The following is a 22,198-nucleotide window of genomic DNA, read 5'->3' on the forward strand; positions in this document are numbered from 1 at the left end:
GGCCATCCAAATCAGCACCCGCCCTTGGGTCCTGACGAAACCACAATCCATAGATGGCAGGTCTGTTGGGTTAAGCTGCAACATCGTCCGTTAAAGTTACATCTCCGCTCAAAGCCGTTCCCCAGACCATCGTCTACTTTCCAGCTTCGCGATTGCAGCGAACGACAGCTTTGACGGTCAGCACCGCGAGAAGGTGACCAGGGTCGAACGGAAGGAATGGGCCGTTTGCAGCGCACGTATTTGATGCTAATTGGCGTGATCCATGAAGTTCACCCTCCAACGTAAACGGTAATAATCGATGTAAAACAATGGGTTGATCTACTTCTTCCTTTCTACTAAAAAATTAGTTTGACAGCAGCGCCGAATATCATCGATGCTGTTTGCCATCCGGTCTGCACCGGATCACATAATCTTTGGGAGGAGACAGATGCGGAGACATCTACTTTCCGCCGTGGCGGCAGCGGCCGTCATTGCGGGGCATGGTCCTGCTTGGGCCGACGAAGCCGCAGCACAACGTTGGATCGACGACGAATTCCAGCCATCGACCTTGTCGAAGGATGAACAGTTGTCCGAAATGAAGTGGTTCATCGAAGCTGCACAACCGTACTCGGGCATGGAAATCAATGTCCTGTCCGAGGGTATCCCGACGCATTCCTATGAATCCGAGGTTCTGACCAAGGCGTTCGAGGAAATAACCGGGATCAAGGTCAATCACCAGATTCTCGGCGAAGGCGAAGTGGTTCAGGCCGTACAGACTCAGCTACAAACCGGACGGAATCTGTATGATGGCTATGTCAACGACAGCGACCTGATCGGGACACATTCGCGCCTGCAGTTGGCCTATCCGCTGACCGATATGATGGAAGGTGATTGGGCGGCGACAACCTCGCCAACGCTGGATCTGGATGACTTCATGGGCATTCAGTTCACCACCGGCCCTGATGGCAAGCTGTATCAATTGCCCGACCAGCAGTTTGCGAACCTATATTGGTTCCGCAAGGACTGGTTCGATGACGAAGCCAACAAAGCCGCGTTCAAAGAGAAATACGGCTATGATCTAGGCGTTCCGGTCAACTGGTCAGCCTACGAAGACATCGCCGAGTTCTTCACCAATGACGTGAAAGAAGTCGATGGCACCACGATCTATGGCCACATGGATTATGGTAAGCGCGCGCCTGACCTCGGCTGGCGCATGACTGACGCCTGGCTGTCGATGGCCGGCGCCGGTGACGTGGGTGAACCGAACGGCGTTCCCGTCGACGAATGGGGCATCCGCATGGAAGCGGGCACCTGTAACCCGGTCGGTGCGTCCGTTTCACGCGGCGGTGCCGCAAACGGTCCCGCTGCGGTCTATGCGATCCGCAAGTGGGATGAATGGCTACGAGCGTATGCGCCTCCAGGTGCGGCGTCTTACGACTTCTACCAGTCGTTGCCAGCGCTTAGCCAAGGCAACGTGGCTCAGCAGATCTTCTGGTACACCGCCTTCACCGCAGACATGGTGAAGCCGAAGTCCGAAGGCAACAACACCGTGGATGACGAAGGCACGCCGCTGTGGCGGATGGCGCCCAGCCCGCACGGCCCCTATTGGGAAGAAGGCCAGAAGGTTGGTTATCAGGACGTGGGGTCGTGGACCTTCCTGAAGTCGACGCCTGCGGATCGTGCTCAGGCGGCTTGGCTCTATGCCCAATTCGTGACGTCCAAGACTGTCGACGTGAAGAAATCCCATGTGGGCCTAACCTTCATCCGCGACAGCTCGGTCAACCACGAGTCGTTCACCGAGCGCGCACCCAAGCTGGGTGGTCTGGTCGAGTTCTACCGCTCACCCGACCGTGTGGCATGGTCACCGACCGGCATCAACGTGCCGGACTATCCGAAGCTGGCCCAGATCTGGTGGCAGCAGATCGGTGACGTGAACTCGGGCGCCTTCACCCCGCAAGAGGCGATGGACCGTCTGGCAGAAGAGATGGACATCACTATGGCCCGAATGCAGGCCGCTGACGAAAGCGCCGGTGTCTACGGTGGCTGTGGTCCGCGTCTGAACGAGCCGCAGGATGCCGCCTTCTGGTTGGAAAAGCCGGGCTCGCCCAAGGCCAAGCTTGAGAACGAAAAGCCGCAGGGCCAGACCGTCAACTATGACGAACTGGTTCAGCGCTGGCAGTCTCAGTAAGCAAACGAAACCGGGGGTGCCGTGTGCGGCATCCCCACCCCAAGGCCAGTGCGACGCACTGAAGGACCGGAACCCACGGACATGATCGAACTTAAAGACGCCACCAAACGGGTTGGCAATGTCATCCATATCAAGCCTACGAACCTGACGCTCAAGACTGGCCATTTCAATGTGCTGTTGGGCGCTACGGGGTCGGGCAAAACCTCGCTGATCAAGATGATGGCAGGGCTGGACCCGATCGCCTCAGGCAAAGTTCTGATGGACGGGCAGGACGTCACCAAGCTGAACACGCAAAAGCGGCAGATCAGTTTGGTACACCAGTTCTTCGTGAACTACCCGCATATGACCGTTTTCGACAACATCGCTTCGCCCTTACGCGTGGCGGGGATGGCAAAATCCGAAATCGAAGGCCGCGTCGAAGAGGCCGCCGACTTGCTGCAGTTGCGCCCAATGCTACAGCGCCGTCCGCATGAGTTGTCAGGTGGCCAGCAGCAGCGTACCGCGCTGGCCCGCGCGATTGCAAAGGAAAGCCGCGCAGTGTTTCTTGACGAACCACTGGCCAACCTCGATTACAAGCTGCGTGAAGAACTGCGTGAACAACTGCCCGACCTGTTCGCCGGGCGCGGGGCCGTGGTCGTCTATGCCACCTCGGAACCGGAAGAGGCGTTGATGCTCGGCGGCAACACCGCCTTGATGGAGGACGGGCGCGTCACCCAATTTGGCCCCACCTCAGATATCTATCGCAACCCCGAGAACATCTCTGCAGCTCGTGTGTTCTCTGACCCGCCCATCAATGTGGCGCGCATCACCGTGTCTGATGCGCAGGCGCAATTGGTCGGCGGTGGTGGCTGGAAAGTCACCGATATAGCCGATGGTGACTACTTGGTCGCCGTGCGTCCGCACCGGGTGACCCCGTTCCGCTCTTCCGACGCCGACGTGGAGCTGACCGGGCGAGTCATCGTGACCGAGCTTTCGGGCTCGGATTCCAGCGCGCACTTCCAGCATGGGGATGAGGCGTGGGTGTCCCTGGCCTCGGGTGTCCATCCCTATCAGGTGGGCGAAGACCACAGCTTCTACATGAACCCGGCCCATTGCCGGTATTTCGGCCAAGACGGCAAAAGGATAGCCTGACATGGCACAAATCAAGCTTGCAAACCTGCGACACAGCTATTTCCCCAATCCCAAGGGGCCACAGGACTACGCCCTGAAGGAAATCGACGTCACCTGGCGCGATGGCGGCGCCTATGCGCTGCTGGGGCCATCAGGATGCGGCAAGTCAACGCTGCTGAACATCATCTCGGGGTTGCTGACGCCTTCCGAGGGACAGATTCTGTTCGATGGTCAGAACGTTACTGCCTTGCCCCCAGATCAACGCAACATTGCGCAGGTGTTCCAGTTCCCGGTGATCTACGACACGATGACTGTGGGCGAAAATCTGGCCTTCCCGTTGAAAAACCGGGGAGTCGACCCTGCAACGATCAAACGTCGCGTCGATGAGATTGCAGAGATGCTGGACGTTACGGATATGCTGAATACCCGGGCCTCAGGTCTGAGCCCGGACAACAAACAGAAAATCTCGATGGGTCGCGGGTTGGTGCGCGACGACGTGAACGCGGTGATGTTCGATGAGCCGCTGACTGTTATCGACCCACATCTGAAATGGAAACTGCGGTCCAAGCTGAAAGAGCTGCACCAGCGCGTCAAAGCCACGATGATCTACGTGACCCACGACCAGACCGAGGCGCTGACCTTCGCGGACGAAGTAGTCGTGATGCAGGAAGGCGAAGTCGTGCAGATCGGCACCCCTGTGGAACTGTTCGAACGCCCTCAGCACACATTTGTCGGCCATTTCATCGGCTCTCCTGGCATGAATGTGCTGCCGTGCGAAGCAAAGGGCGATCGGGCCCTGTTCGAAGGCCATGAAGTGATGCTGGAAGGCCAGACCCACGGTGACGGAGGCCGCACCGATCTGGGTATCCGGCCTGAATATATAAGCTTTGGCGAAACCGGCATCCCTGCCCATGTCACCAAGGTCGCAGATATCGGACGACACTATGTGGTCAGTGCCATGGTCGGTGATACGCCGGTGAAAGCCGTAGCAGAACACAATGCGCCCAACCCTGGCTCACATGTGTACCTGCAATTCAAACCCGAACAATCTCGCGTCTACCGCGACGGCTGGATCGCAACCGAGGAGCGGACGCAATGAGAACGGAAAACCAAAAAGCATGGTTCTTTGTCCTGCCGGTGCTGGCGCTGGTCGCGTTTAATGCGCTGGTGCCGATGATGACGGTGGTCAACTATTCGGTGCAGGAGACCTTCGGTAACAACCAGTTCTTCTGGGAAGGACTGGGCTGGTTCGAACAGATCCTGCGTTCCGACCGGTTTCAGGCAGCTCTGGGACGGCAGTTCCTGTTCACCTTTCTGATCCTGCTGATCGAGGTGCCGCTTGGTATTATCGTGGCGCTTTCCATGCCGCGCAAAGGGTTCTGGGTGCCGGTCTGTCTGGTCCTGATGGCCCTGCCGATGCTGATCCCGTGGAACGTGGTCGGCTCGATGTGGAATATCTTTACTCTGCCCAAGATCGGCCTGCTGGGCTACTTCCTGAATGACGTCCTGGGCATCAACTATGACATGACGCAGCAACCTTTGTCGGCCTGGATCACGGTCATTGTGATGGATGTCTGGCACTGGACCTCATTGGTCGTGCTGCTGTGCTATGCCGGCCTCGTGTCGATCCCGGATGCCTATTATCAGGCTGCTAAGATCGACGGCGCGAGCCCCTGGTCAGTGTTTCGCTATATCCAGCTGCCCAAGATGAAGACTGTACTAACCATCGCCGTTCTGCTGCGCTTTATGGACAGTTTCAACATCTATACCGAGCCTTTCGTTCTGACCGGCGGCGGTCCCGGCAACTCAACCACCTTACTGTCGATCGACCTTGTGAAGATCGCGCTGGGACAGTTCGACCTTGGCCCTGCGGCCGCGATGAGCCTGATCTACTTCGCCATCACGCTGCTGGTCAGCTGGGTCTTCTACACTCTGATGACAAAGGATGACGCGCAATGAAGAAGCGGTCCCTTATCCCGATCCTCTATATCGCGTTCCTGATGCTGCCGATCTATTGGCTGGTGGCGATGTCCTTCAAGACCACGAACGAGATCCTGTCGGGCTTTTCCCTGTTCCCCCAGACCTTCACGCTGGAGAACTACATTACCATCTTCACCGATCCGACGTGGTATTGGGGCTATATCAACTCGATAATCTACGTGACGATCAACACGGTGCTGTCGGTCTGTGTAGCGCTGCCAGCGGCCTATGCGTTCTCGCGCTATCGGTTTCTGGGCGACAAGCAGTTATTCTTCTGGCTGCTGACCAACCGGATGGCGCCAGCGGCGGTGTTCGCGCTGCCCTTCTTCCAGCTCTATTCGTCAATCCACCTGTTCGACACCTATCTGGCCGTGGCGCTCGCGCACACGCTGTTCAACGTGCCGCTGGCGGTCTGGATTCTCGAAGGCTTCATGCGCGGCATCCCGAAAGAACTGGATGAGACAGCCTATGTCGACGGTTATTCTTTCCCGCGCTTCTTCGTGACGATCTTCCTGCCCAACATCAAAGCGGGTGTCGGCGTCGCGGCCTTCTTCTGCTTCATGTTTTCATGGGTCGAGATGCTGCTGGCCAAGACCCTCACCGCGGTCGAGGCCAAGCCCATCGCCGCCGTGATGACCCGCACCGCCTCCAGCGCGGGGTATGAGTTGGGTCTGCTGGCAGCCGCGGGAACACTGACCATTATCCCTGGTGCCATTGTCATCTGGTTTGTCCGCAACTACATCGCGCGCGGTTTCGCGATGGGCCGTGTGTGAGGTTCGATATGCGTAGACTTCTTCTCACCCTCTCCTTCCTGCCTTCGAGGGCATTCGCCCAGCAAGCCGGATGGGGCAATGTTGGCCAGCAAGAGGAAAAGGGATTCTCGTGGACCGCCCCTCTTTGGCCTGATTTCTGGATGGCCTGGACCCCGGCGACGTTGGCGGTATTCGTGGGTATCTTCGCGGCCATCGCACTAATTGGACTATTGGAAGGGTTCAAGTTCCGCGACGGCCTTGAACGTCGCGGTGTACTTGGTCTGACAACCACGTTGGGCGATCGGTTGTTCATAACACTGCTCGGCTCGACCTATATCTTCCTGGCCTGGCTTGGGCTGGTAGGCCAACCTGTATGGACGCCTCTTTTCCTGTCCATCGGTTGGGGCGTCTTCGTCTTCTGGAAAGTTTAAGCTTTGAGAAACAGCGAAAGGATGCTTGTCTGTCAGGCATACTAGAAAATGGCGACACCGAGATCGATGCGAAAGAAAAAGACAACAAATCTTCTGACCGACGTGGAACTTGAGTTCATGAACGAACTCTGGGCGCTGGGTCAGGGTTCGGTCCGTGATGTCCTTGATCGCCTGCCTTCTGATCGTAATTTGGCCTATACATCCGGCGCGACTATTCTGCGTATCCTTGATGAAAAAGGGTTCGTCGAAAGCGAGAAGAACGGCAAGTCGCTGATCTACAGACCCCTGCTGGAAAAGGACAGGTACCAGTCGCGGTCGCTGCAGAATCTTTCTCGGACCCTGTTTGACGACACACCCGCGACGCTGGTTGCAAGGCTGGTCGACGATGAGGGGCTGACAGAAGATGATTTGGAGGAAATTCGAGCACTGGTAGAGAGGAGACTGCAAAATGACAGCGGTTAAACCGGTTCTCGATACGTTTCTTGATCTGAATGTCGTGCTTGGATTGTCGGCCTTTATCTGGTTGGCAGTGCGCGCGGCGCTGGATAGGACATCGATGCGATATGGATTTGTGGCTCAGCTTCGCTTGCTCAAGGCACTTTGTATCTGCGTTCTTGTCAACCCCATTTTGGCTACAGGGGTCTCGAGCCTTGCAGGACTGGTCTGGCCGGGGCAACCTGTTGCACTGGGGGATATTGCCGTGGCCGCTTATCTGCGCGGCGACATTGCCATGCCAGCAGCACAGTTTGAAACCCTACTGAACACGCGCGAGCGGTGGCTGGACCACGTACTGGCAGGCGCAAGCATGGCCGCAAACTGCGCCTTGATCGCATTTGCTCTTATTGCAGCGGTGCTGACAGTTCGTGTGATGCGCGATGCATGGGCCATCCGCAGCGCGATCACGACCAGTTTTCTGTGGCGGCAATCCGCCAAGGTGGACATTCGCCTGTCAGATCGGATTACCGTACCGTTCGCTGTGCGTGGCCTCCGCCGCCGGCACGTCGTGCTGCCCAGTCATCTGTTGAACACACCAAATGAGTTGCGATTTGCCCTGGCGCACGAGTTTCAGCACATCCGAGCCAATGACGTGGAATGGGAGCTTGGGTTCGAGCTTTTGCGACCTTTGCTGTTCTGGAACCCGGCCTATCTGGTGCTCAAACACCAATTCGACCGGCTACGCGAATTGGCCTGTGACCAATCCGTCGTGTCTCGTAAGGGCATAGATTCAAAGGAGTATACGACCTGTTTGCTGGAATTCTGCGCGCGATCGATTACGTTGAACAATCCACGTGTTCTTAATGTGGCACTGGTTTACGGAACAAAGGCAAAGCACGTACTGCGGCAGCGCGTGTTAGCGTTGACCGAAGCGCCGATGGCAGACACCCGACTGCCTGCGGTATTTCTTGGACTGATACTTTCATTTGCATTAGTTCTCGCCATCGGATCAGCATCAGTTCGCCAAACACAGGACTGGAGCCACGATCGGCTGATGCTGTCTACAGTCATCAATCTGGAACGGCTGGAGGCTCGCAATCGAGGGAACTGACGGGTCAACAATTTGCCGTCTCAGATCAGGCATGCAGACGTGTCTGACGTCGGCCCCAATGGATTAGTTTAGGTTGATTTGATAAGGGAGATGCGGTCGTCGGGCCGGTTCACCATAATTGTGGTAGTGATTTGAAGCTCAAAGGAGATGACCGAGACTTATTTCGTGGGTCTTGATGTTTCAGTCAAGAGCGCGGCAATTTGCGTGATCGCAGGTAACCCGGTCCTTGTGGCGGCAATCTTCCCGCTCCCGTCAGCGCGTGATGCGATGGCAGAAGAATTTGCTGAATTGGACAAGCAGGTTCGAGATCAGTCTCGCAAAGATAATGTCTGTCGTCGCCTTATGACAACTCCCGGTGTCGGCGCCATAGTTGCAATGACCTTCCGTGTTGCCATTGAGGGACCCAAAACGTTTCCGTTCATCTAAGTCGGTGGAAGCCTGCTTTGGCCTGACGCCATGGCCAAACCAATCCAGACAAACGGATCGAGTCACATCAAATACCAAGGCCGGCGATGCCAGTGTGGGATAGACGCTTTACGAAGCAGCGCATGTGATGCTTGTGAGAACCACCTGATGGACTCCGTTGAAGGCATGGCCGATGCGTGTTGCCGCCCGATGTGGTGCAAAGCGCGCCAAAATTGCCCTCGCGAGGAAACTGGCAGTCATCATGCATCGGATGTGGATAGACGGCACGGAATTCAGAGCCGTCTGAAAGACAACGAGTACCAACTCTTCCGCGAGGAAGGCGCCCCTGAAAGGACGCAGCGCGGGAAATGCCGACAGAAACCCTGATAAAAATATATGCCGCAAGGGAAATAGGCTTTCCCCGTCAGAGCCAACCGCAGCATTTGAGTGCACCACGCAGATCAGGGACAGAAGCAAGCACTTTCGGGCGCAATATCCTTGCAATACCGGGCCCGATTACAGAAGGGTTTCGGACTCACCATAACCGCCAAGGAGTAGCGAGGAGAAAGAAACCCGGAACCAAGCATAGCCACGGTGAGAAGGTGGTAAAGGACACTCGCCGTGTGACCCGATAAAAATTTTCGGCAGAAGAGCAAATCAGGATCGTGCTGGACGGCCTGAATGGTGAGGACAGCATTGCGGAGCTGCACCGCTGTGAAGGCACTGCCCAGAGCCTAGTCAGGTTTTTCAAGCGCAGCGAAAGTCTGCTGTGTTGCCACAATTATTTTTTGAAGTTTGACAGACGGGTTCAATAGCAAACAGCAGCAAGCCCTCTTTCCCATCACCGTCCTTTCGTGGGCCAGCGGGATTTGGACAAGCCAAACTCCCCTAGCCGTCAAGGTGAGGGCCCGGCCCTCCCCCTCGGGCAACCCTTTTAGACAGGGCCGTGTCCTCGGCTGCGCCTGCGGGCCGCACCACCCCTGTCGAATAGCATTGCCTCGCCCCCTCCCGCGTTCGCCACGTGGCAGATTGGCAGGAACAGGCAGCTTCGCTGTCTGACCTACAAATCAGCTCTGATTTTCCGAAAGGGAAGTCAGAACAAACCAAACTATCTGCAGGAGTATGAAATGGCAGCGGCGTGTTAGCTGATGACGCAAAGGTCAAATTCAACTGATGTCCAACATTGGGGTCGCCTTCTGATGTCAAACGTTCACTGCTTTTCTGGTCCAACTATGACGGTTGGGTCAGGTTCATGTGACGTTCAACAGGAATGTAGGGCGACACATAGTTTTGCCATTCGGCGACCAGTAAGCCATTGATTTTGAGTGATTCGACTTTTGATAGGCACACTGGTTTTGCCTTTTGCGACTCAAAGGTTTTCCATCACATCAAAGTAGCCCAATATTCCAGGCCGCACGGGCTTTAGGCAGTCAGCCAACTATACCAAGACCGATTAGACCGATTTCAAAACGGTTCTGGTATTCGATGTCGGCCACCGGGGCGTTTCCAAGACGCTGAGCCTGAAGCACACACGGTCAATGCACGCACAACGATCAGCCGGCCTTAGAAGTTGCCGTTTGAAGCCACCAACAGGATTAAGTTGTACAACGTTAAATCCGACTCGGCTCGTTTAAGCAATTCGTTCTTCTTATATAGCCAATCTAGGTCCACTAATTTATCCACACCCATCGCGACGAATTGCTTCCGTCAGCGATATTGGATTTGTTTAGAAACGCCGAATTACCTGATTACATCAAAGCGGGGCATCCCCGCCCTGTCGACACCTCGAACGGTCGCTGTTTCGAGACAGTCTCTCCCGGCTTTGATTGTTCGACTACCTTCTTCGGTCCCAAGTTTCGTAAACACCAAGATAGGTTCGCTCACCTATTAAGTGCCCTTACGCAACTTCGAATTGAATTGAAACAGTCAACCCAGGTGAATTGTTTATGGCAGTTAAGAGCGACGAATGGTGGTCTGCAATAGCTTTCACTAGCGCCAACCCCAAACCATTCCCAACACTGTTACGTTCACTTTCCAGTTTATAGAAAGGAACAAAAAGCTTACCTAGTGTGTTTTCTGGAACGCCAGGGCCATTGTCGACTACCGAAAGCGTAACGATGCTTTCTTCTTGTTCAACGATCAGCAGAACCTTGGAATGCTCTGGACAATGATCAATTGAGTTCTGCAAAAGGTTTGCACAGAGCTGTTTTAGCATACCCTCATCGCCTTCGATTAGTGTGCGCCCTGATTGGTTCTCCACAAAACTAAGGCTTTGTGCCTTCAATTCCGCTAGCGGGATCATGTTCTCAACAGCTTCTCGACCCAGTCTATTCAAATCCAGATAGCTGAACGCTTTTGAACTGTTGCCTTCTTCGATGCGATTGATCCGCAAAACTGTTTCAAAGGTCCATTTGAGCCGATCAAGTTCAGATTGAATTTGGTCAATAGCTTCGACAGATTTACCCTCCGATTGCAGTGAATCCCTCGCTTGCTGAAGTGTGATGTAAGCATGGGTGAGCGGGTTCTTCAGATCATGCGCAATGGCCGCAGCGGCTGATCGTGTTGTTGACATCAAAGCAGTCAGGTTGTCGAGATGGCTGTTCATTAGCCTTGAAACCCGGTCTATCTGATCATTGTTCTTGCCGACCGGAAGCCTCGCTTTGACCTCCCCTCTTGAGACTTTGTTGAGCGTCTTCGCCATTTGATCAAGTTTGCGATATGTTCTTATGCTGGTGATGTAGCCAACCAATAGCGTGCAAAGCGTTGCTCCTAATCCGATTGCAACCAAAGACCAAGCCAACGATCGAAGTGTGCTTGTTACAAATGCAAGATCGCGACCAACCACGATTACGAAGCCACGGTAGGTTTGCACATTTACACGATGGATACGCTTTTCACCGCCTAGGTTAATGCCATCATCTTCGATTTCCCCCCAGCCTCGAAAGGATGGGTACTCGTCGATGTTTCCAGCCAGACGCTTCCCTTGACTATCGAACAGACCAATCAAACTCGTGTCGAACGGCAACCAGAGTGTCGCGTCATCAATCGCTTGCACCACGTCGGAATCGTTGTCGTTATCGTCCAGAATTTCTTGTATGAAACGCATTTCATCGATTAGCAACGAGTCCATTTCACGCTGCAAGTCGCCACGAATTCTTTCAAATGTCAAAAATGCCAATGCTGCAACCGAAAGAAGTATGACAACCGCAGCATACAACGCGGTAGTAAAGGCTGCTCCAGATACAATGTTTGAGCGTTTCATTCTTCTTTAGTCCGGTTTTTGTGTCGTCACCATGTTGTTCGGCTAACGACGAACCTGTTCTGGCGGATCGAGTATGTGATCTGAGGGTTTTAGCTGCATTTTCATTCGAAAAATGGGGAATTTGGCCGAATGTGTTGCAACACTGGCGATGCGGACCCAGCGAAACTCAGTAGAGTCAACGCTTTGAGGTCCATGCAAGCTGCACTTGATTGAGCACATCGAGCCATTTTTGACAGCCAACGCACAAGGAGTTCACGGCCGGTATTAGGAAGCAACAGAAAGCAGGTTTAGTTGAACTTACAACGCGCCCTTCCGAGGGGGAGGAAGGGCGCGCTGCTTTGACTGAGGGAAGCTTGCTTACGAGTGAGTGGTCCGTGTCTTCACGGCACCGGTAATACCCTCAAGAAGGGGTACGAGTGCTTCCTCAGTCGAGTATTCGGCTTCAGTTCCGAACCTGACAGCACCTTCTGCAACGTGATCTTGCCAGCGGGTTTTCACCATCCTTACGTTTTTGAAAGGTTATTGCGATCTACCCGATGAACACCGAGTGATTTGTGTTGATCATCCACTCTTTGTGCAATGTCCGTGATCTTCGATTGGTGTGGCACCATGAGTGGACAACTCATAGGTCATGGTTGGAAAATGGAGCACCAACGTCCAGACTTCGTCGGGCTTGATGTGGATGAATGTTATGCCGTCCAGACCGTGTGCGACAGAGGCCATGCCTTCTGTATCCTGCACTATTAGTCGCGCTTCTGAGAGGTCGGCATCCTGAAAAACCTGGATTACTTCTCCGTTTGTTTCTGACCTGCATTGGAATACTGTCTCGCCCGCAGTCGCCGCACTCGCAGGCAGGAGTGCCACTAGGAATATTGCATTTTTCATCATTGTGTTTCCGATCAAAGAGGTTGAACTTTCAGGTTTGAGTGGTCTAGGTGATGGTTAGAATTCTGAGCTGCACAAATCATCAGCTTGTGTTCGGGCCGCAATCGGCGGCTTCCCAAAGCTCACACATACCCGCAGGCCCGGTTTGTTGTTTTCTGCGGTGATAAGTGCGCCGTGCCGCATTGCGATGGCCTTAACAAGCGATAGGCCGAGCCCATTTCCAGTGTCGTTTTTTGTGTGGTCAACTCGGAAAAACGCGTCAAAAATCTTGCTGATTTGTGGATCCGGAACCCCCGGTCCATTGTCTTCAACAATCAGCTGTATCGCTTCAGTCGTGGCCGTTAGGGAAATCCTGATCCAACATCCAGAAGGGCAAAACCGGAGTGAATTGTTCACAAGATTGACGAGCAGCCGTTTCAGCATGTCTTCGTCGCCTCGTATCAAAATCGTGTCGGCGTTGTAGTCAGCAGTGATGTGTTTACCTGCTTCCGCCGCAACCGGATGAAACGCCTCTGCCACATTCTCAACGAGTGCACTCAAATTGACGGTTTGGAAGCTTACTTCATGCCCGCCAGCCTCGATTTGAGATACTATGAGTACTGTGTCGAAGACAGTTCTGATGCGCCTAAGATTTTTCTCTAAATCGTCGAGGCCTTGTCGTGGGTCACCACCATGCTCAACTTCGCAATATACCTTTTGTAAAGCCATGAACCCGTTCAACAAAGGGCTCCTCAAATCGCTGGCAATTGTGACCGCAGTGGATTGAGCACAGTTGAGTGAGCTCGAAATCCAGTCGAGACGTCGGTTGATCATATGGCAAATTCGATCGCTTAGGTCGCTTGTATCTGACACGGGAAGACGAAGGCTGATATCTTCTTGAAAGGCCTGGTCGAGGGTTCGCTCAATCCTTTGAAGTTTTCGATGGTCTTGAGCGCTGAAGTAATAGCCAAGACCCAGGACAGCGGCAGTTGTCGAAAGCGTCAGCAGCAACAACCCTTCCCAAAGGGTTTTCAAAGCCTGATTAGGTGGTGTCAGGCTGCGAGCGACCACTGTGCGATACCCAAGATACTCTGATACATGGAGAAGATAGACGGGCGCGGTCCCACCGATCTGCAAAAAATCCGGATCGACTTCGTGCCAACCTATCGTATCGGGCGTTTTCGCAACTGATCCAGCAAGTAATGAACCGTTCTGGTCGAACAGCGCGACTACGTGAAGCCCAGTTCGAATGGGACTATTCAAATGTTCAATTGCTCGCTGAACTGGTTCTGAGCCGCCGTCCAGTAAAATCTCATGAAGCAGGAGCTCTTCATCGAGGATTTGTTGCTGGAGATCACTGCGAAGCCTGTCTGCAAGCGCTAAGTAGACAGCAGAGCCAAACACTGCAGTTATGATCCAGACTATCAATGCCGCGAAACAAGCCGATCGGAACGGAGCACCTGAGAGAATGCTAGAGCGGCCCATGAATGCTGTATCCAACGTTTCGAGACGTGTGCAAAAGTGGCGTCTCGAAGGGTTTGTCGATCTTCGACCTAAGGCGACTTATATACGTTTCAATCACGGTCGAATTTGGATCAAAGTTGTAGTCCCAGACTTGCTCCAAAAGCATGTTGCGTGTCACGATCCGACCGGCATTCCGCATCAAAACTTCCAACAGCGCAAATTCACGGGGCAATAAGTCTATTGTAACGTCTTGCCTTTTCACCACCCTGCTGAGCAGATCCATCGAAAGATCGTGGACTTGAAGCCCAGTTGAGGCAATGCCGGTCGGCTGTCGTCTGATAATGCTGTTTAGGCGCGCCAGAAGTTCTGAAAAATGAAAAGGCTTAACCAGGTAGTCATCCGCACCTTCGGTCAAACCCTCAACTCTGTCCTGAACGTCGCCTATTGATGTGAGGAACAAAACTGGGGTCTGTTTCTTCGCGGCCCTCAAGGCCTTGAGAACAGAGAGACCATCCATTCCGGGCAACATACGGTCTAAGACTATGGCGTCACATTCGTTGTACAAACAATATGAGAGAGCATCTCGACCATCATCATACCACTCCACACTGAAACCGTTCGATCTCAGCCCGGAATTGACAAATTCGGCGGTCTTTTTGTCGTCTTCTGCGACGAGTATTTTCATTTTAAGACCTCCGACATTACCGTTGGATCCGTTTATCGCAGTTACCAATGCGGGGTTAAGTGAACTCAGCCATAACGGGATGGCTAAGTCCATTTGGCATTTCGTTGCAGGCTAGAGGCTGAGCGTTTCTTCAACAGCTTTTACTTGCAATCGGGCGAGCCCCAGATTGGCGGTCTTCTTATCCAACGCGACATACACAAAAATGTTTGGGTTTTTGTCTAGTGGACGAACCAGATGAAACTGTTTGCCAAGCGTGATCAGAATGTCTTCGATGGTATCGTTAAGTTTCAAAGCTTCAATTGCCTGAAGTTTGGCACGGACGACTTCAACATTCGCTGCCCCGGCGGTATCAAGATCAAACTTGGAACCGCCTTCTGTGCCTAAAGTAAGGCCTGTATCGCTGTCGACGAGGCACGCCCCCAGAAGACCTTTGATTTCACTTAGTTTAGAAATGTCCAACGACATGTTTGGCTCCTTTTTGGCCTTAGAATTGTTGATCTGACCCGCACCGCGCATTTGATTGATTGGACGAGTCCTATTGTTTGCAGGTGGGATGGTAATGACGAGTTTTTGAACCAAGCCAAACCTTTCGCCAAATCTGGCCAGCACAGAGGTGGCATCACCTTTGTGTCTCGACATTTGCTATCCAATTCTCGCTGTGATCGTGGAAGTAGAATGTCGAACTGGGTGCCTGTTTCTTCGAACTGCTTGGGCGTGAAGAAACAGCTGATCAACCAATCTGTCATCCAAACAAGGAAGATCGCCTGTCCCTTGACGGGGAAGACACTTGGGTTCTGATGTCACTTTCAAAACTGCTGCGCTAGGGTCTCGGGAGTTATTGTGCCCTCTGTGCAAAAAACTCAGTGCGACAACGCAGGCAAGGGCCAAATATTGGGCAGTGTTGGTTGTAAAAGCCAGTACACTTTCCGAACCAAGAAGGAATGCGGGCCACAAATGACCGAGCTCAAAAAGAACGCCAGCCAAAACGGATAAAACAGAACTCAGCATCAGACCTTCGCCTCGTTACCAAACGACTAAGTGGTCCGTAGAGTATTCAGAGTTTTAACCGACCTTTCATAAAGCTTAAACATTTGTAAGAATTTATTTTTTACGTTGACGAAAAATGGAAGCTTCGGAGCAAATGGTTGATCAACTGACCGTGCGAGCATTCAGACGTCGGCTGTGGCTTAACGTTGAATCTCTTGGTATGCCTTCTAACGGTGAGAGCAAGCAAGTTGTTGTTATATTAAAGAAAGTCGCCAGACTTCCTGACGAGTTATGCGATGGTACAACCAACTAAGAAGCTGTCACGAACTGGTCAAGCTCCATAAAAACAATTGACAAGCCTCTAGGTTTTTTCGGGTAGAAGCACTTAATACGAAAGTATTAAATACTCTCAGTCGGGAAGCGAACTGACTGAAGGTCTGTTGCAAGCTGACATTAAGTAAACATATCGGACCCGATAACTCACGCGGCTGCAAAGTATAGTTAATTTATCATCTGATAAATTTAGCCAGCGAAAACGCTAATTTAAATTCCACGCCAAACAATCTGCAAAGCACTCCATAGCGTCACCAAAATTCATCTGACGTTCATCAGCAGAATATCAGCGCTTCATCCGAGCGCGCTATCTTGTCCTACTGAGATAGAAATACTTGAATCTCAAGGAACAAACGTCGGTTAAAGGGATATCTTTGTTGTTAGATCGACGCGAGGCGACAAAGTGCAGAATAAGGACATCCGGCCATACGTTCTATTCGTTCATTTTCGCTCTTATCTTGATGATCGGGATTGGTCTATCGGGCAAAGCCACTGCACAGACAGCGAGCTTTCGCTCTGTCGATACAAACTCTGACGGCGTTCTTAGTTTCAATGAACTTGTGGCTGCATTCGGAGAAGCAGGTGCGCGCAGATTGATTGAGGATATCGACCAAAATGGTGACAGCCGCATTACGATCAGGGAATTACGGCAAAGCTCGGACAGGAAGAATGATGATCGAGACGAGCGTGAAGATCGGGGAAATCGGAACGGAGGAGAGCGAGATGACGGCAATGACGGCTCTGGCAGAAAGGGTGGCGGTGACGACCGTGATGATGACGGTGGAGATGATAGCGGGGACGACAATGGGGATGATGACGGCGATGACGACTGATCGCCGGCCACCCGACGTTGGGTGTTTAGCTCAATCCGTCTTTCTCTGCCAACCCGGGATTTTGGGGCCGCTACGAATCTAAGCTCGCGCCCAATTCCCCCGCTCAAACATCGCGTTCATCTGCTGTTCATTCAATCGCACCACGTCCCTTCATGCACCTTTGCAACTTTTCTCACACGGTGCTGACAAGATGAAACCATGGACACGTCAGCCACGGAGCAAAACATGAAACAGTTTCCCCCAATCCCCCTCAGCGCTTGTGAAATCGCAAAATGGGCATTCACAACCCGCCGCGTTGATCGGTCGGATGTTCACGGGCTCAGCACTGAGATGAACAACGCAAAAGCAGGTGATCTGATCCTCTGCGAGATCGTCGAGATCGGGCACCACAAGAAAATACAGCTAGCCGAACGGCGTGTTTCGACCAGCTATCCAGGCGATTTTGTTGTTTTGTGCCTGGGTGATCGCTATGCGCCAGACCAGTTTCTTGCCAGTGCCGTTGTCGACGATGATCTCATCGATCTGGTTGCGGGCGGCGGCGTAGCGGGCCGGGTGGATGCCGCGCATATCCGGATGGAGGACCCCACACGGCTGAAAACCCTAGGCCTTCTCACCGACGCCAATGATCGGGTGATCAATATCGCGGACTATGCTCTGCCCCAATTGCCGGCCAATAACCAAGTGACTGTTATCGGCGTTTTTGGGGCATCGATGAATTCCGGCAAGACAACCGCTGCGTCAAGCCTGGGGCATGGCTTGACGCGTGCGGGGTATTCTGCGTCGGGTGTCAAAGCCACAGGCACCGGGGCCTTTGGCGATTTCAACAGTTTTGAGGATGCAGGCGCGCCCGCGCTTGATTTTACGGATGTCGGGATGGCATCAACCTATCGGATGCCTCTGGAGAAGATCGAAACCGGCTTTGACACTCTGGTCGCGACAGCCGCATCGCGAGGGGCCGAGGTGGTGGTTGTAGAAATCGCAGATGGCGTATTCCAACAGGAAACCCGCGCAATACTCCGATCCTCACGCATTCGGGATCGTCTTGATGGCATCCTGTTTGCAGCACCAGATGCGCTGAGCGCATTAGGCGGCGTCACCGTGCTTAAACGGGTTGGGCTAAGCCCATTTGCGATTTCCGGGAAGGTAAGTTGCTCACCCCTCGCCTCGGCCGAAGCGCTCGAAGCCACCGGGTGCCCGATCCTGTCGCGTGAAGACCTTTGGTCGCCTGCAATGATCGCCCAACATGTTGCCCCCCTGATGCGGCATGAACCAGAGAACGTGGCCGCATGACCCCCCTCCCCAGGTTGGCCACACGGGATCGCATCATCGATGCGGTCCTCGTGGTATCAAGCAGTGTCTTTCAAGCGGTTGCACTAGCCTTTGCTGCTTTCGCGACACGGGACGCGTTTGGGGCGATACACGCGGGACATGCGCTTGCCATAGAGACCGTATTGCAATTGGCCGGTTCCGGTGTAGGCACTGCCGCATGTCTGTTCCTGTGCCGATATCGTGCGGAAGCGCTCGGCCAAAGCTATGCGATCTCATTGCGGCGTGCGCTCTATCAGCAGATCGCAAAACTTCCCAAATCGCGCCATGAGAGACGCCGAGTCGGCGCGCTGTCCTTAAGGTTTGTTGGTGATTTGTCAGCAGCCCGCATTTGGTTTGGACGCGGTTTACCAAGCGTCTGTTCTGCGGCAGTTATAATCCCAGGCGCCGCAGCCATTCTATTTTATCTAAATCCCGTACTTGCGGTCAGTGGTATGGCAGCACTTGGTCTGACTCTGCTGCTAGCAGCGGCAATGGCCTGGCATCTTGAGCATAGGCACCGAAGACTGCGCCGGCGCCGGGCCAGCATTGCGATCTCCATGATCGAGCGGATTGCGATTGCCCCTGAACTCGACCTAATGGGCAGGACAGACCGCGAATTACAGAAGCTAGACACACAAGGTGCAACGCTGCGCCATGATGCGCTGGCACGCCGTGGCCGCGTGGTTGGCCTTCAGGCGATCCTGCGATTGGGTGTAGCATTCGTGAGTCTCTTGATGCTTTGGCAAGCTGGCCAAACAGGCATCGCCCCTGCGACCGTTGCTGCCTGCCTTGCTGTGATGGCATTGATCGCGCTTCCGTTACAAAATCTCGCGAGTGCTTGGGATCATCACTGTGCCTGGCGCGTTGCGCGCGAGAAAGCTCAACGGCTTCTTTCGGAGCCAACGGTCAATCGAAACGTCGCACAACAAACCGATGCCGTAGTCATTAAAGTCACCGGAAAACTTGACGAAGCACCTTTCACATTTGTTGCCAAACCGAACAGGACCTCAGAGTTGACGGGACCGTACGCCAGTAAGCTCGCGCGATGTATCGCGGGCTTTGACACTTATGAGGGCATTGAAGTGCGCTATGGTGAGCATCAATTTCCACCAAAACTCGCGCTCATCGGAGACGCCCATATCGGGCTTCAGGGCAGTTTGCGCCGATCCGCAACCTTGATGTGCCGGAAACGGCCCAGCGACCGCAGGATCGCGAATGTGCTGAGGCAACTAGGTCTATCCGACTTGCTCATGGCCCCCGAAGGTCTTGACCAACGTATCGCTGAAAACGGCCACGGGCTGTCATCTGATCAAACTTTGCGGCTAGATCTTGCGCGCGCTGTACTGTGCGAGGCCGAAGTTGTTGTAATCTCCTCAATCAGGTGGGCTGCCTGCCGACATCAACAAGCTGAACTGCTCGCGGCGTTTCAAGAGCTTTCGTCGGCAACGATAATATTGGCCGATGATCACGTCACCTCTAATCTGAATGAGAATTCAAAGGTCATTTGATATGCGCTCATCCACCCTGTTTGGAGTATACGCCGCTGTTCTCGTCGGGTTTCTGTGCGGGCTTGCGGGACTGACCCTCTACAGTCTGGAAAAAACCCGTTGGTGGGACGCCCGGATATTGCTGGCTCAAGAATCTTATGGGCTCCATCTCCGGCTTGAGGCAGACCTTTACCGCCTGTTCAAACAACATGGCGACGCGCTTCTGATCGGGGATCGGGATGACGGTGCCCGGGAAGCAGAGCTGCAAGTTAAAATCGCGAAAACTCTTGAAGACATTCGAAATGTCATCGCGCGCGAAATCCAAATGGTCGGCGACGAGGAAATCGAAGAACTAGAACTGCTCGATCAGATTGAGGACGACATTGAATCCGTGAACGCAGCCATTGCCAGCCTCACAGCAGAAGGCAGCCCGGTTGAAACCTTTGTTCGCATCGAACGTCTGGCAGCCCTTCTGGACGGAGACATCGATGACGAACTTGACCGAAAAATTAAATCCGCGCTTGATGAAGAGATCGAGGAAGTCGAAGACGTTCTGACAGAGGCCACGGTTTTCAGGGAATGGAACAAACGATTGGTCTACATGATTGTGGCAGCTGCCATTGGAGTGCTTCTGGTGGCCCTCGTGTCATTCAATCGTCAGATCAGGAAGCCTTTGATCCGACTTGCCGAAGGTATCGGCCATCTGCGCAGGGCCGACTACTCTGAACCTGTGAGGCTTGGTGGCAGTCGCGAGTTCAGGGAACTCGGTACCGTTCTGAATAGCATGGCCGAAGGTTTGGCCGCACGTGAAGCCGGCCGCGCGGAACAAAAAAGACAACTTGAACAAACCGTCGCGGCAAGAACGTCCGAGCTCCAGCAACTCATCGACAAACTTGAGACCGGGGAAGAAAACCGCAAACAGCTGATGGCCGACATAAGCCACGAATTGCGCACGCCACTGGCGATCATACTTGGCGAGGCCGATGTCACATTAAGGACATCTGACAAGCTGTCCGAAGAAGTCTCAGATTCCCTGGCCCGTATCCGGGATTCTGCCAAGCACACCAATCAGATCGTCGACGATATGTTGACGGTGGCAAGGTTCGAGGCGGGTCAGCTTCGGCTTGATCGCAGGAAGACCGACTTGCGAAAGGTATTGCACGATGCCATCGCCATGTTCCCTGAGCCGGTTCAGGTTGAAACGCCCAAGGACAAAGTTGTCGCTTCGGTCGACGAAGTTCGCCTGCGCCAGTCCCTTTTGGCATTGCTGCAAAACGCCCGGCGCTATGGCGGTCCTACGATCGAGGCCAAGCTGGAAGAGGGCCTCGCCTCTTGCTCAATTACAATCGAAGACAACGGGTCCGGTTTAAGCGCTGCAGAAAAGTCCCAGGCATTCAACCGCTTCTATAGGGGTTCGAACGCCTCGGGTCAGGGAATCGAGGGCAGCGGTCTTGGCCTTCCAGTCGTCAAATCAATTGTCGAGGCCCATGGTGGAACCGTTGACCTTCAGGACCGTCGAAACGGTGGTTTGAAAATTGTCTTAACACTGCCCAAAGGGCCACGGATGAAAGTTGTGCAATCAGATACGTGGCGAGAGATGGGCTGATGTTTTTTTGTTTATTTGAATTTCTGTTTCCAGAACCGAAGCGGCCATACTCCTTTTGGCATTGTGATGGATTGAAGCACCGAGCGAATTGAGGCTGACATGAATATTCTACTTGTGGAAGACGAGGTACGCGTTGCCGATTTCATCCGTCGTGGTTTGTCCGCAGAAGGCTGGACCGTCGATCATGCCTCAAGCGGGGAAGAAGCTCTAGAGCACGTGACCACAGGCGAATACGATGTCATCCTTTTGGATCTGATGCTGCCGGGAATTCAAGGGCAGGATGTCTGCCGCAAGTTGCGCGCCCGTAAATCCAAAATCCCCATCCTGATGCTAACCGCATTGGACAGCCCCGAAGAACGGGTCGAAGGATTGAAAATTGGCGCTGACGACTATCTTCCGAAACCGTTTGACTTCGACGAACTCATCGCGCGCATTGAAGCCCTGCACCGGCGCGCCAACAATTATGCCAGCGATCTCGGAGACACCGTCATCAAATGCGGAACCCTGAGCTTTGACAGACGCTCCCTTCACGTGACCGTGGCTGGCAAGGAGGTTCAGTTATCTAAAAAAGAACGCGATCTTCTTCTACTATTTCTAACAAATGTGGGTCGGGTTCTGTCCCGAGAGCGCATCCTAAACTCCGTATGGGGCATGAACGAAGATCCATTAACCAACGTCGTCGATGTTTACGTTGGTCGCCTACGGCGCAAAATTGGAAGCGAGGGTCAGCGGATCGTTACGCTTAGAAATGTTGGGTATAGGATGAGTTGACCAGCACACTGAGAACTTAGTCTGTAGGTTAGTTGGCCGCGACAAGTTCAGTATTCTAGAAGATGGTCACGTTTGTTCATAGCCGACATTCCCGGCATTCAGACAGGTTAAGACATTGCCCTCCCACGATTGGACCCACCGCCGCCTCGCCAGAAGAAAGCGCGACATGTGGCGAGTCAGACTACTTTCGTTGGCGCTGCTTAATAC

At 53.5% G+C, this 22,198-nt stretch carries 20 protein-coding genes and 1 pseudogene; 16 read left to right on the forward strand and 5 right to left on the reverse strand.

The genetic code is table 11. From position 1 onward, the window contains the following. The first annotated feature begins 427 nt into the window (after positions 1–427). The 11 genes and pseudogenes from ACR0EN_RS16725 to ACR0EN_RS16775 form a co-directional block, all read left to right on the forward strand. Positions 428–2,167 carry an ABC transporter substrate-binding protein gene (locus tag ACR0EN_RS16725; protein WP_170392843.1) on the forward strand — a complete coding sequence of 580 codons (1,740 nt, stop codon included), beginning with the start codon at positions 428–430 and terminating at the stop codon, positions 2,165–2,167. An 81-nt stretch (positions 2,168–2,248) separates the two neighbouring features. Next, positions 2,249–3,298: an ABC transporter ATP-binding protein gene (locus tag ACR0EN_RS16730; RefSeq protein ID WP_170392844.1), complete on the forward strand. Its 1,050-nt coding sequence runs from the start codon at positions 2,249–2,251 to the stop codon at positions 3,296–3,298. A gap of 1 nt (position 3,299) precedes the next feature. Further along, complete coding sequence (locus tag ACR0EN_RS16735) at positions 3,300–4,376, forward strand: ABC transporter ATP-binding protein (RefSeq protein ID WP_170401961.1); 1,077 nt, start codon at positions 3,300–3,302, stop codon at positions 4,374–4,376. After that, entirely contained in the window at positions 4,373–5,236 is an 864-nt protein-coding gene (locus ACR0EN_RS16740) for a carbohydrate ABC transporter permease (RefSeq protein ID WP_170392846.1), read from the forward strand. Before ACR0EN_RS16735 ends, ACR0EN_RS16740 begins: the two co-directional genes overlap by 4 nt. Beyond that, positions 5,233–6,030, forward strand: coding sequence for a carbohydrate ABC transporter permease (locus ACR0EN_RS16745; RefSeq protein ID WP_058280831.1), 798 nt, complete (start codon positions 5,233–5,235; stop codon positions 6,028–6,030). The genes ACR0EN_RS16740 and ACR0EN_RS16745 overlap by 4 nt, the downstream gene beginning before the upstream one ends. Before the next feature lie 8 nt (positions 6,031–6,038). After that, a complete protein-coding gene (locus ACR0EN_RS16750; RefSeq protein ID WP_480562599.1) occupies positions 6,039–6,440 on the forward strand; it encodes a DUF2160 domain-containing protein in 402 nt (133 codons plus the stop codon). A gap of 66 nt (positions 6,441–6,506) precedes the next feature. After that, the gene (locus ACR0EN_RS16755; protein ID WP_170392848.1) at positions 6,507–6,902 is read left to right on the forward strand and encodes a BlaI/MecI/CopY family transcriptional regulator; all 396 of its coding nucleotides are present in this window, start codon (positions 6,507–6,509) and stop codon (positions 6,900–6,902) included. Further along, positions 6,889–7,986, forward strand: a complete 1,098-nt coding sequence (locus ACR0EN_RS16760) for a M56 family metallopeptidase (protein ID WP_480587886.1) — start codon at positions 6,889–6,891, stop codon at positions 7,984–7,986. Before ACR0EN_RS16755 ends, ACR0EN_RS16760 begins: the two co-directional genes overlap by 14 nt. 147 nt (positions 7,987–8,133) lie before the next feature. After that, positions 8,134–8,412, forward strand: a complete 279-nt coding sequence (locus ACR0EN_RS16765; protein ID WP_170567384.1) for a hypothetical protein — start codon at positions 8,134–8,136, stop codon at positions 8,410–8,412. 4 nt (positions 8,413–8,416) lie between these two features. After that, complete coding sequence (locus tag ACR0EN_RS16770) at positions 8,417–8,515, forward strand: hypothetical protein (RefSeq protein WP_170624980.1); 99 nt, start codon at positions 8,417–8,419, stop codon at positions 8,513–8,515. Positions 8,516–8,993: 478 nt separating this feature from the next. After that, positions 8,994–9,128 (forward strand): annotated as a pseudogene (locus ACR0EN_RS16775) (IS3 family transposase); the annotation flags it as partial. Between the two features lie 1,160 nt (positions 9,129–10,288). On the opposite strand, the gene ACR0EN_RS16780 reads toward ACR0EN_RS16775, so the two are convergent. The 5 genes from ACR0EN_RS16780 to ACR0EN_RS16800 form a co-directional block, all read right to left on the reverse strand. Then, positions 10,289–11,653, reverse strand: a complete 1,365-nt coding sequence (locus tag ACR0EN_RS16780; protein WP_170516074.1) for a sensor histidine kinase — start codon at positions 11,651–11,653, stop codon at positions 10,289–10,291. Positions 11,654–12,214: 561 nt separating this feature from the next. Then, the gene (locus tag ACR0EN_RS16785) at positions 12,215–12,376 is read right to left on the reverse strand and encodes a hypothetical protein (protein WP_170516072.1); all 162 of its coding nucleotides are present in this window, start codon (positions 12,374–12,376) and stop codon (positions 12,215–12,217) included. 219 nt (positions 12,377–12,595) lie between these two features. Continuing rightward, positions 12,596–14,002, reverse strand: coding sequence for a sensor histidine kinase (locus tag ACR0EN_RS16790; RefSeq protein ID WP_170818989.1), 1,407 nt, complete (start codon positions 14,000–14,002; stop codon positions 12,596–12,598). Next, positions 13,989–14,666 carry a response regulator transcription factor gene (locus tag ACR0EN_RS16795; protein WP_170818990.1) on the reverse strand — a complete coding sequence of 226 codons (678 nt, stop codon included), beginning with the start codon at positions 14,664–14,666 and terminating at the stop codon, positions 13,989–13,991. The genes ACR0EN_RS16790 and ACR0EN_RS16795 overlap by 14 nt, the downstream gene beginning before the upstream one ends. Positions 14,667–14,777: 111 nt before the next feature. Beyond that, on the reverse strand, positions 14,778–15,305 hold the full coding sequence (locus ACR0EN_RS16800; RefSeq protein ID WP_480439453.1) for a roadblock/LC7 domain-containing protein: 528 nt from the start codon (positions 15,303–15,305) through the stop codon (positions 14,778–14,780). Positions 15,306–16,363: 1,058 nt separating this feature from the next. On the opposite strand from ACR0EN_RS16800, the gene ACR0EN_RS16805 reads away from it, so the two are divergent. The 5 genes from ACR0EN_RS16805 (at position 16,364) to ACR0EN_RS16825 (ending at position 21,991) form a co-directional block, all read left to right on the forward strand. After that, positions 16,364–16,819 carry an EF-hand domain-containing protein gene (locus ACR0EN_RS16805; RefSeq protein ID WP_480587889.1) on the forward strand — a complete coding sequence of 152 codons (456 nt, stop codon included), beginning with the start codon at positions 16,364–16,366 and terminating at the stop codon, positions 16,817–16,819. A gap of 225 nt (positions 16,820–17,044) precedes the next feature. Further along, positions 17,045–18,109, forward strand: a complete 1,065-nt coding sequence (locus ACR0EN_RS16810) for a hypothetical protein (protein ID WP_480587891.1) — start codon at positions 17,045–17,047, stop codon at positions 18,107–18,109. Next, positions 18,106–19,635, forward strand: a complete 1,530-nt coding sequence (locus tag ACR0EN_RS16815) for an ABC transporter transmembrane domain-containing protein (RefSeq protein WP_480587893.1) — start codon at positions 18,106–18,108, stop codon at positions 19,633–19,635. The genes ACR0EN_RS16810 and ACR0EN_RS16815 overlap by 4 nt, the downstream gene beginning before the upstream one ends. Position 19,636: 1 nt before the next feature. Beyond that, positions 19,637–21,220, forward strand: coding sequence for a sensor histidine kinase (locus ACR0EN_RS16820; RefSeq protein WP_170818994.1), 1,584 nt, complete (start codon positions 19,637–19,639; stop codon positions 21,218–21,220). Between the two features lie 99 nt (positions 21,221–21,319). Beyond that, a complete protein-coding gene (locus ACR0EN_RS16825) occupies positions 21,320–21,991 on the forward strand; it encodes a response regulator transcription factor (protein ID WP_170516058.1) in 672 nt (223 codons plus the stop codon). The last annotated feature ends 207 nt before the right edge of the window (positions 21,992–22,198 follow it).

This window comes from Ruegeria sp. AB7, from assembly GCF_056542625.1.

What these genes read in the sequence shown, in the direction of transcription:
- ACR0EN_RS16745 (WP_058280831.1), top strand. Translation starts at nt 5,233, where the DNA reads ATGAAGAAGCGGTCCCTTATCCCGATCCTCTATATCGCGTTCCTGATG.
- ACR0EN_RS16735 (WP_170401961.1), top strand. Translation starts at nt 3,300, where the DNA reads ATGGCACAAATCAAGCTTGCAAACCTGCGACACAGCTATTTCCCCAAT.
- ACR0EN_RS16740 (WP_170392846.1), top strand. Translation starts at nt 4,373, where the DNA reads ATGAGAACGGAAAACCAAAAAGCATGGTTCTTTGTCCTGCCGGTGCTG.
- ACR0EN_RS16820 (WP_170818994.1), top strand. Translation starts at nt 19,637, where the DNA reads ATGCGCTCATCCACCCTGTTTGGAGTATACGCCGCTGTTCTCGTCGGG.
- ACR0EN_RS16800 (WP_480439453.1), bottom strand. Translation starts at nt 15,305, where the DNA reads ATGTCGAGACACAAAGGTGATGCCACCTCTGTGCTGGCCAGATTTGGC.
- ACR0EN_RS16755 (WP_170392848.1), top strand. Translation starts at nt 6,507, where the DNA reads ATGCGAAAGAAAAAGACAACAAATCTTCTGACCGACGTGGAACTTGAG.
- ACR0EN_RS16825 (WP_170516058.1), top strand. Translation starts at nt 21,320, where the DNA reads ATGAATATTCTACTTGTGGAAGACGAGGTACGCGTTGCCGATTTCATC.
- ACR0EN_RS16790 (WP_170818989.1), bottom strand. Translation starts at nt 14,002, where the DNA reads ATGGGCCGCTCTAGCATTCTCTCAGGTGCTCCGTTCCGATCGGCTTGT.
- ACR0EN_RS16810 (WP_480587891.1), top strand. Translation starts at nt 17,045, where the DNA reads ATGAAACAGTTTCCCCCAATCCCCCTCAGCGCTTGTGAAATCGCAAAA.
- ACR0EN_RS16730 (WP_170392844.1), top strand. Translation starts at nt 2,249, where the DNA reads ATGATCGAACTTAAAGACGCCACCAAACGGGTTGGCAATGTCATCCAT.
- ACR0EN_RS16795 (WP_170818990.1), bottom strand. Translation starts at nt 14,666, where the DNA reads ATGAAAATACTCGTCGCAGAAGACGACAAAAAGACCGCCGAATTTGTC.
- ACR0EN_RS16725 (WP_170392843.1), top strand. Translation starts at nt 428, where the DNA reads ATGCGGAGACATCTACTTTCCGCCGTGGCGGCAGCGGCCGTCATTGCG.
- ACR0EN_RS16750 (WP_480562599.1), top strand. Translation starts at nt 6,039, where the DNA reads ATGCGTAGACTTCTTCTCACCCTCTCCTTCCTGCCTTCGAGGGCATTC.
- ACR0EN_RS16760 (WP_480587886.1), top strand. Translation starts at nt 6,889, where the DNA reads ATGACAGCGGTTAAACCGGTTCTCGATACGTTTCTTGATCTGAATGTC.
- ACR0EN_RS16780 (WP_170516074.1), bottom strand. Translation starts at nt 11,653, where the DNA reads ATGAAACGCTCAAACATTGTATCTGGAGCAGCCTTTACTACCGCGTTG.
- ACR0EN_RS16785 (WP_170516072.1), bottom strand. Translation starts at nt 12,376, where the DNA reads ATGGCCTCTGTCGCACACGGTCTGGACGGCATAACATTCATCCACATC.
- ACR0EN_RS16765 (WP_170567384.1), top strand. Translation starts at nt 8,134, where the DNA reads ATGACCGAGACTTATTTCGTGGGTCTTGATGTTTCAGTCAAGAGCGCG.
- ACR0EN_RS16815 (WP_480587893.1), top strand. Translation starts at nt 18,106, where the DNA reads ATGACCCCCCTCCCCAGGTTGGCCACACGGGATCGCATCATCGATGCG.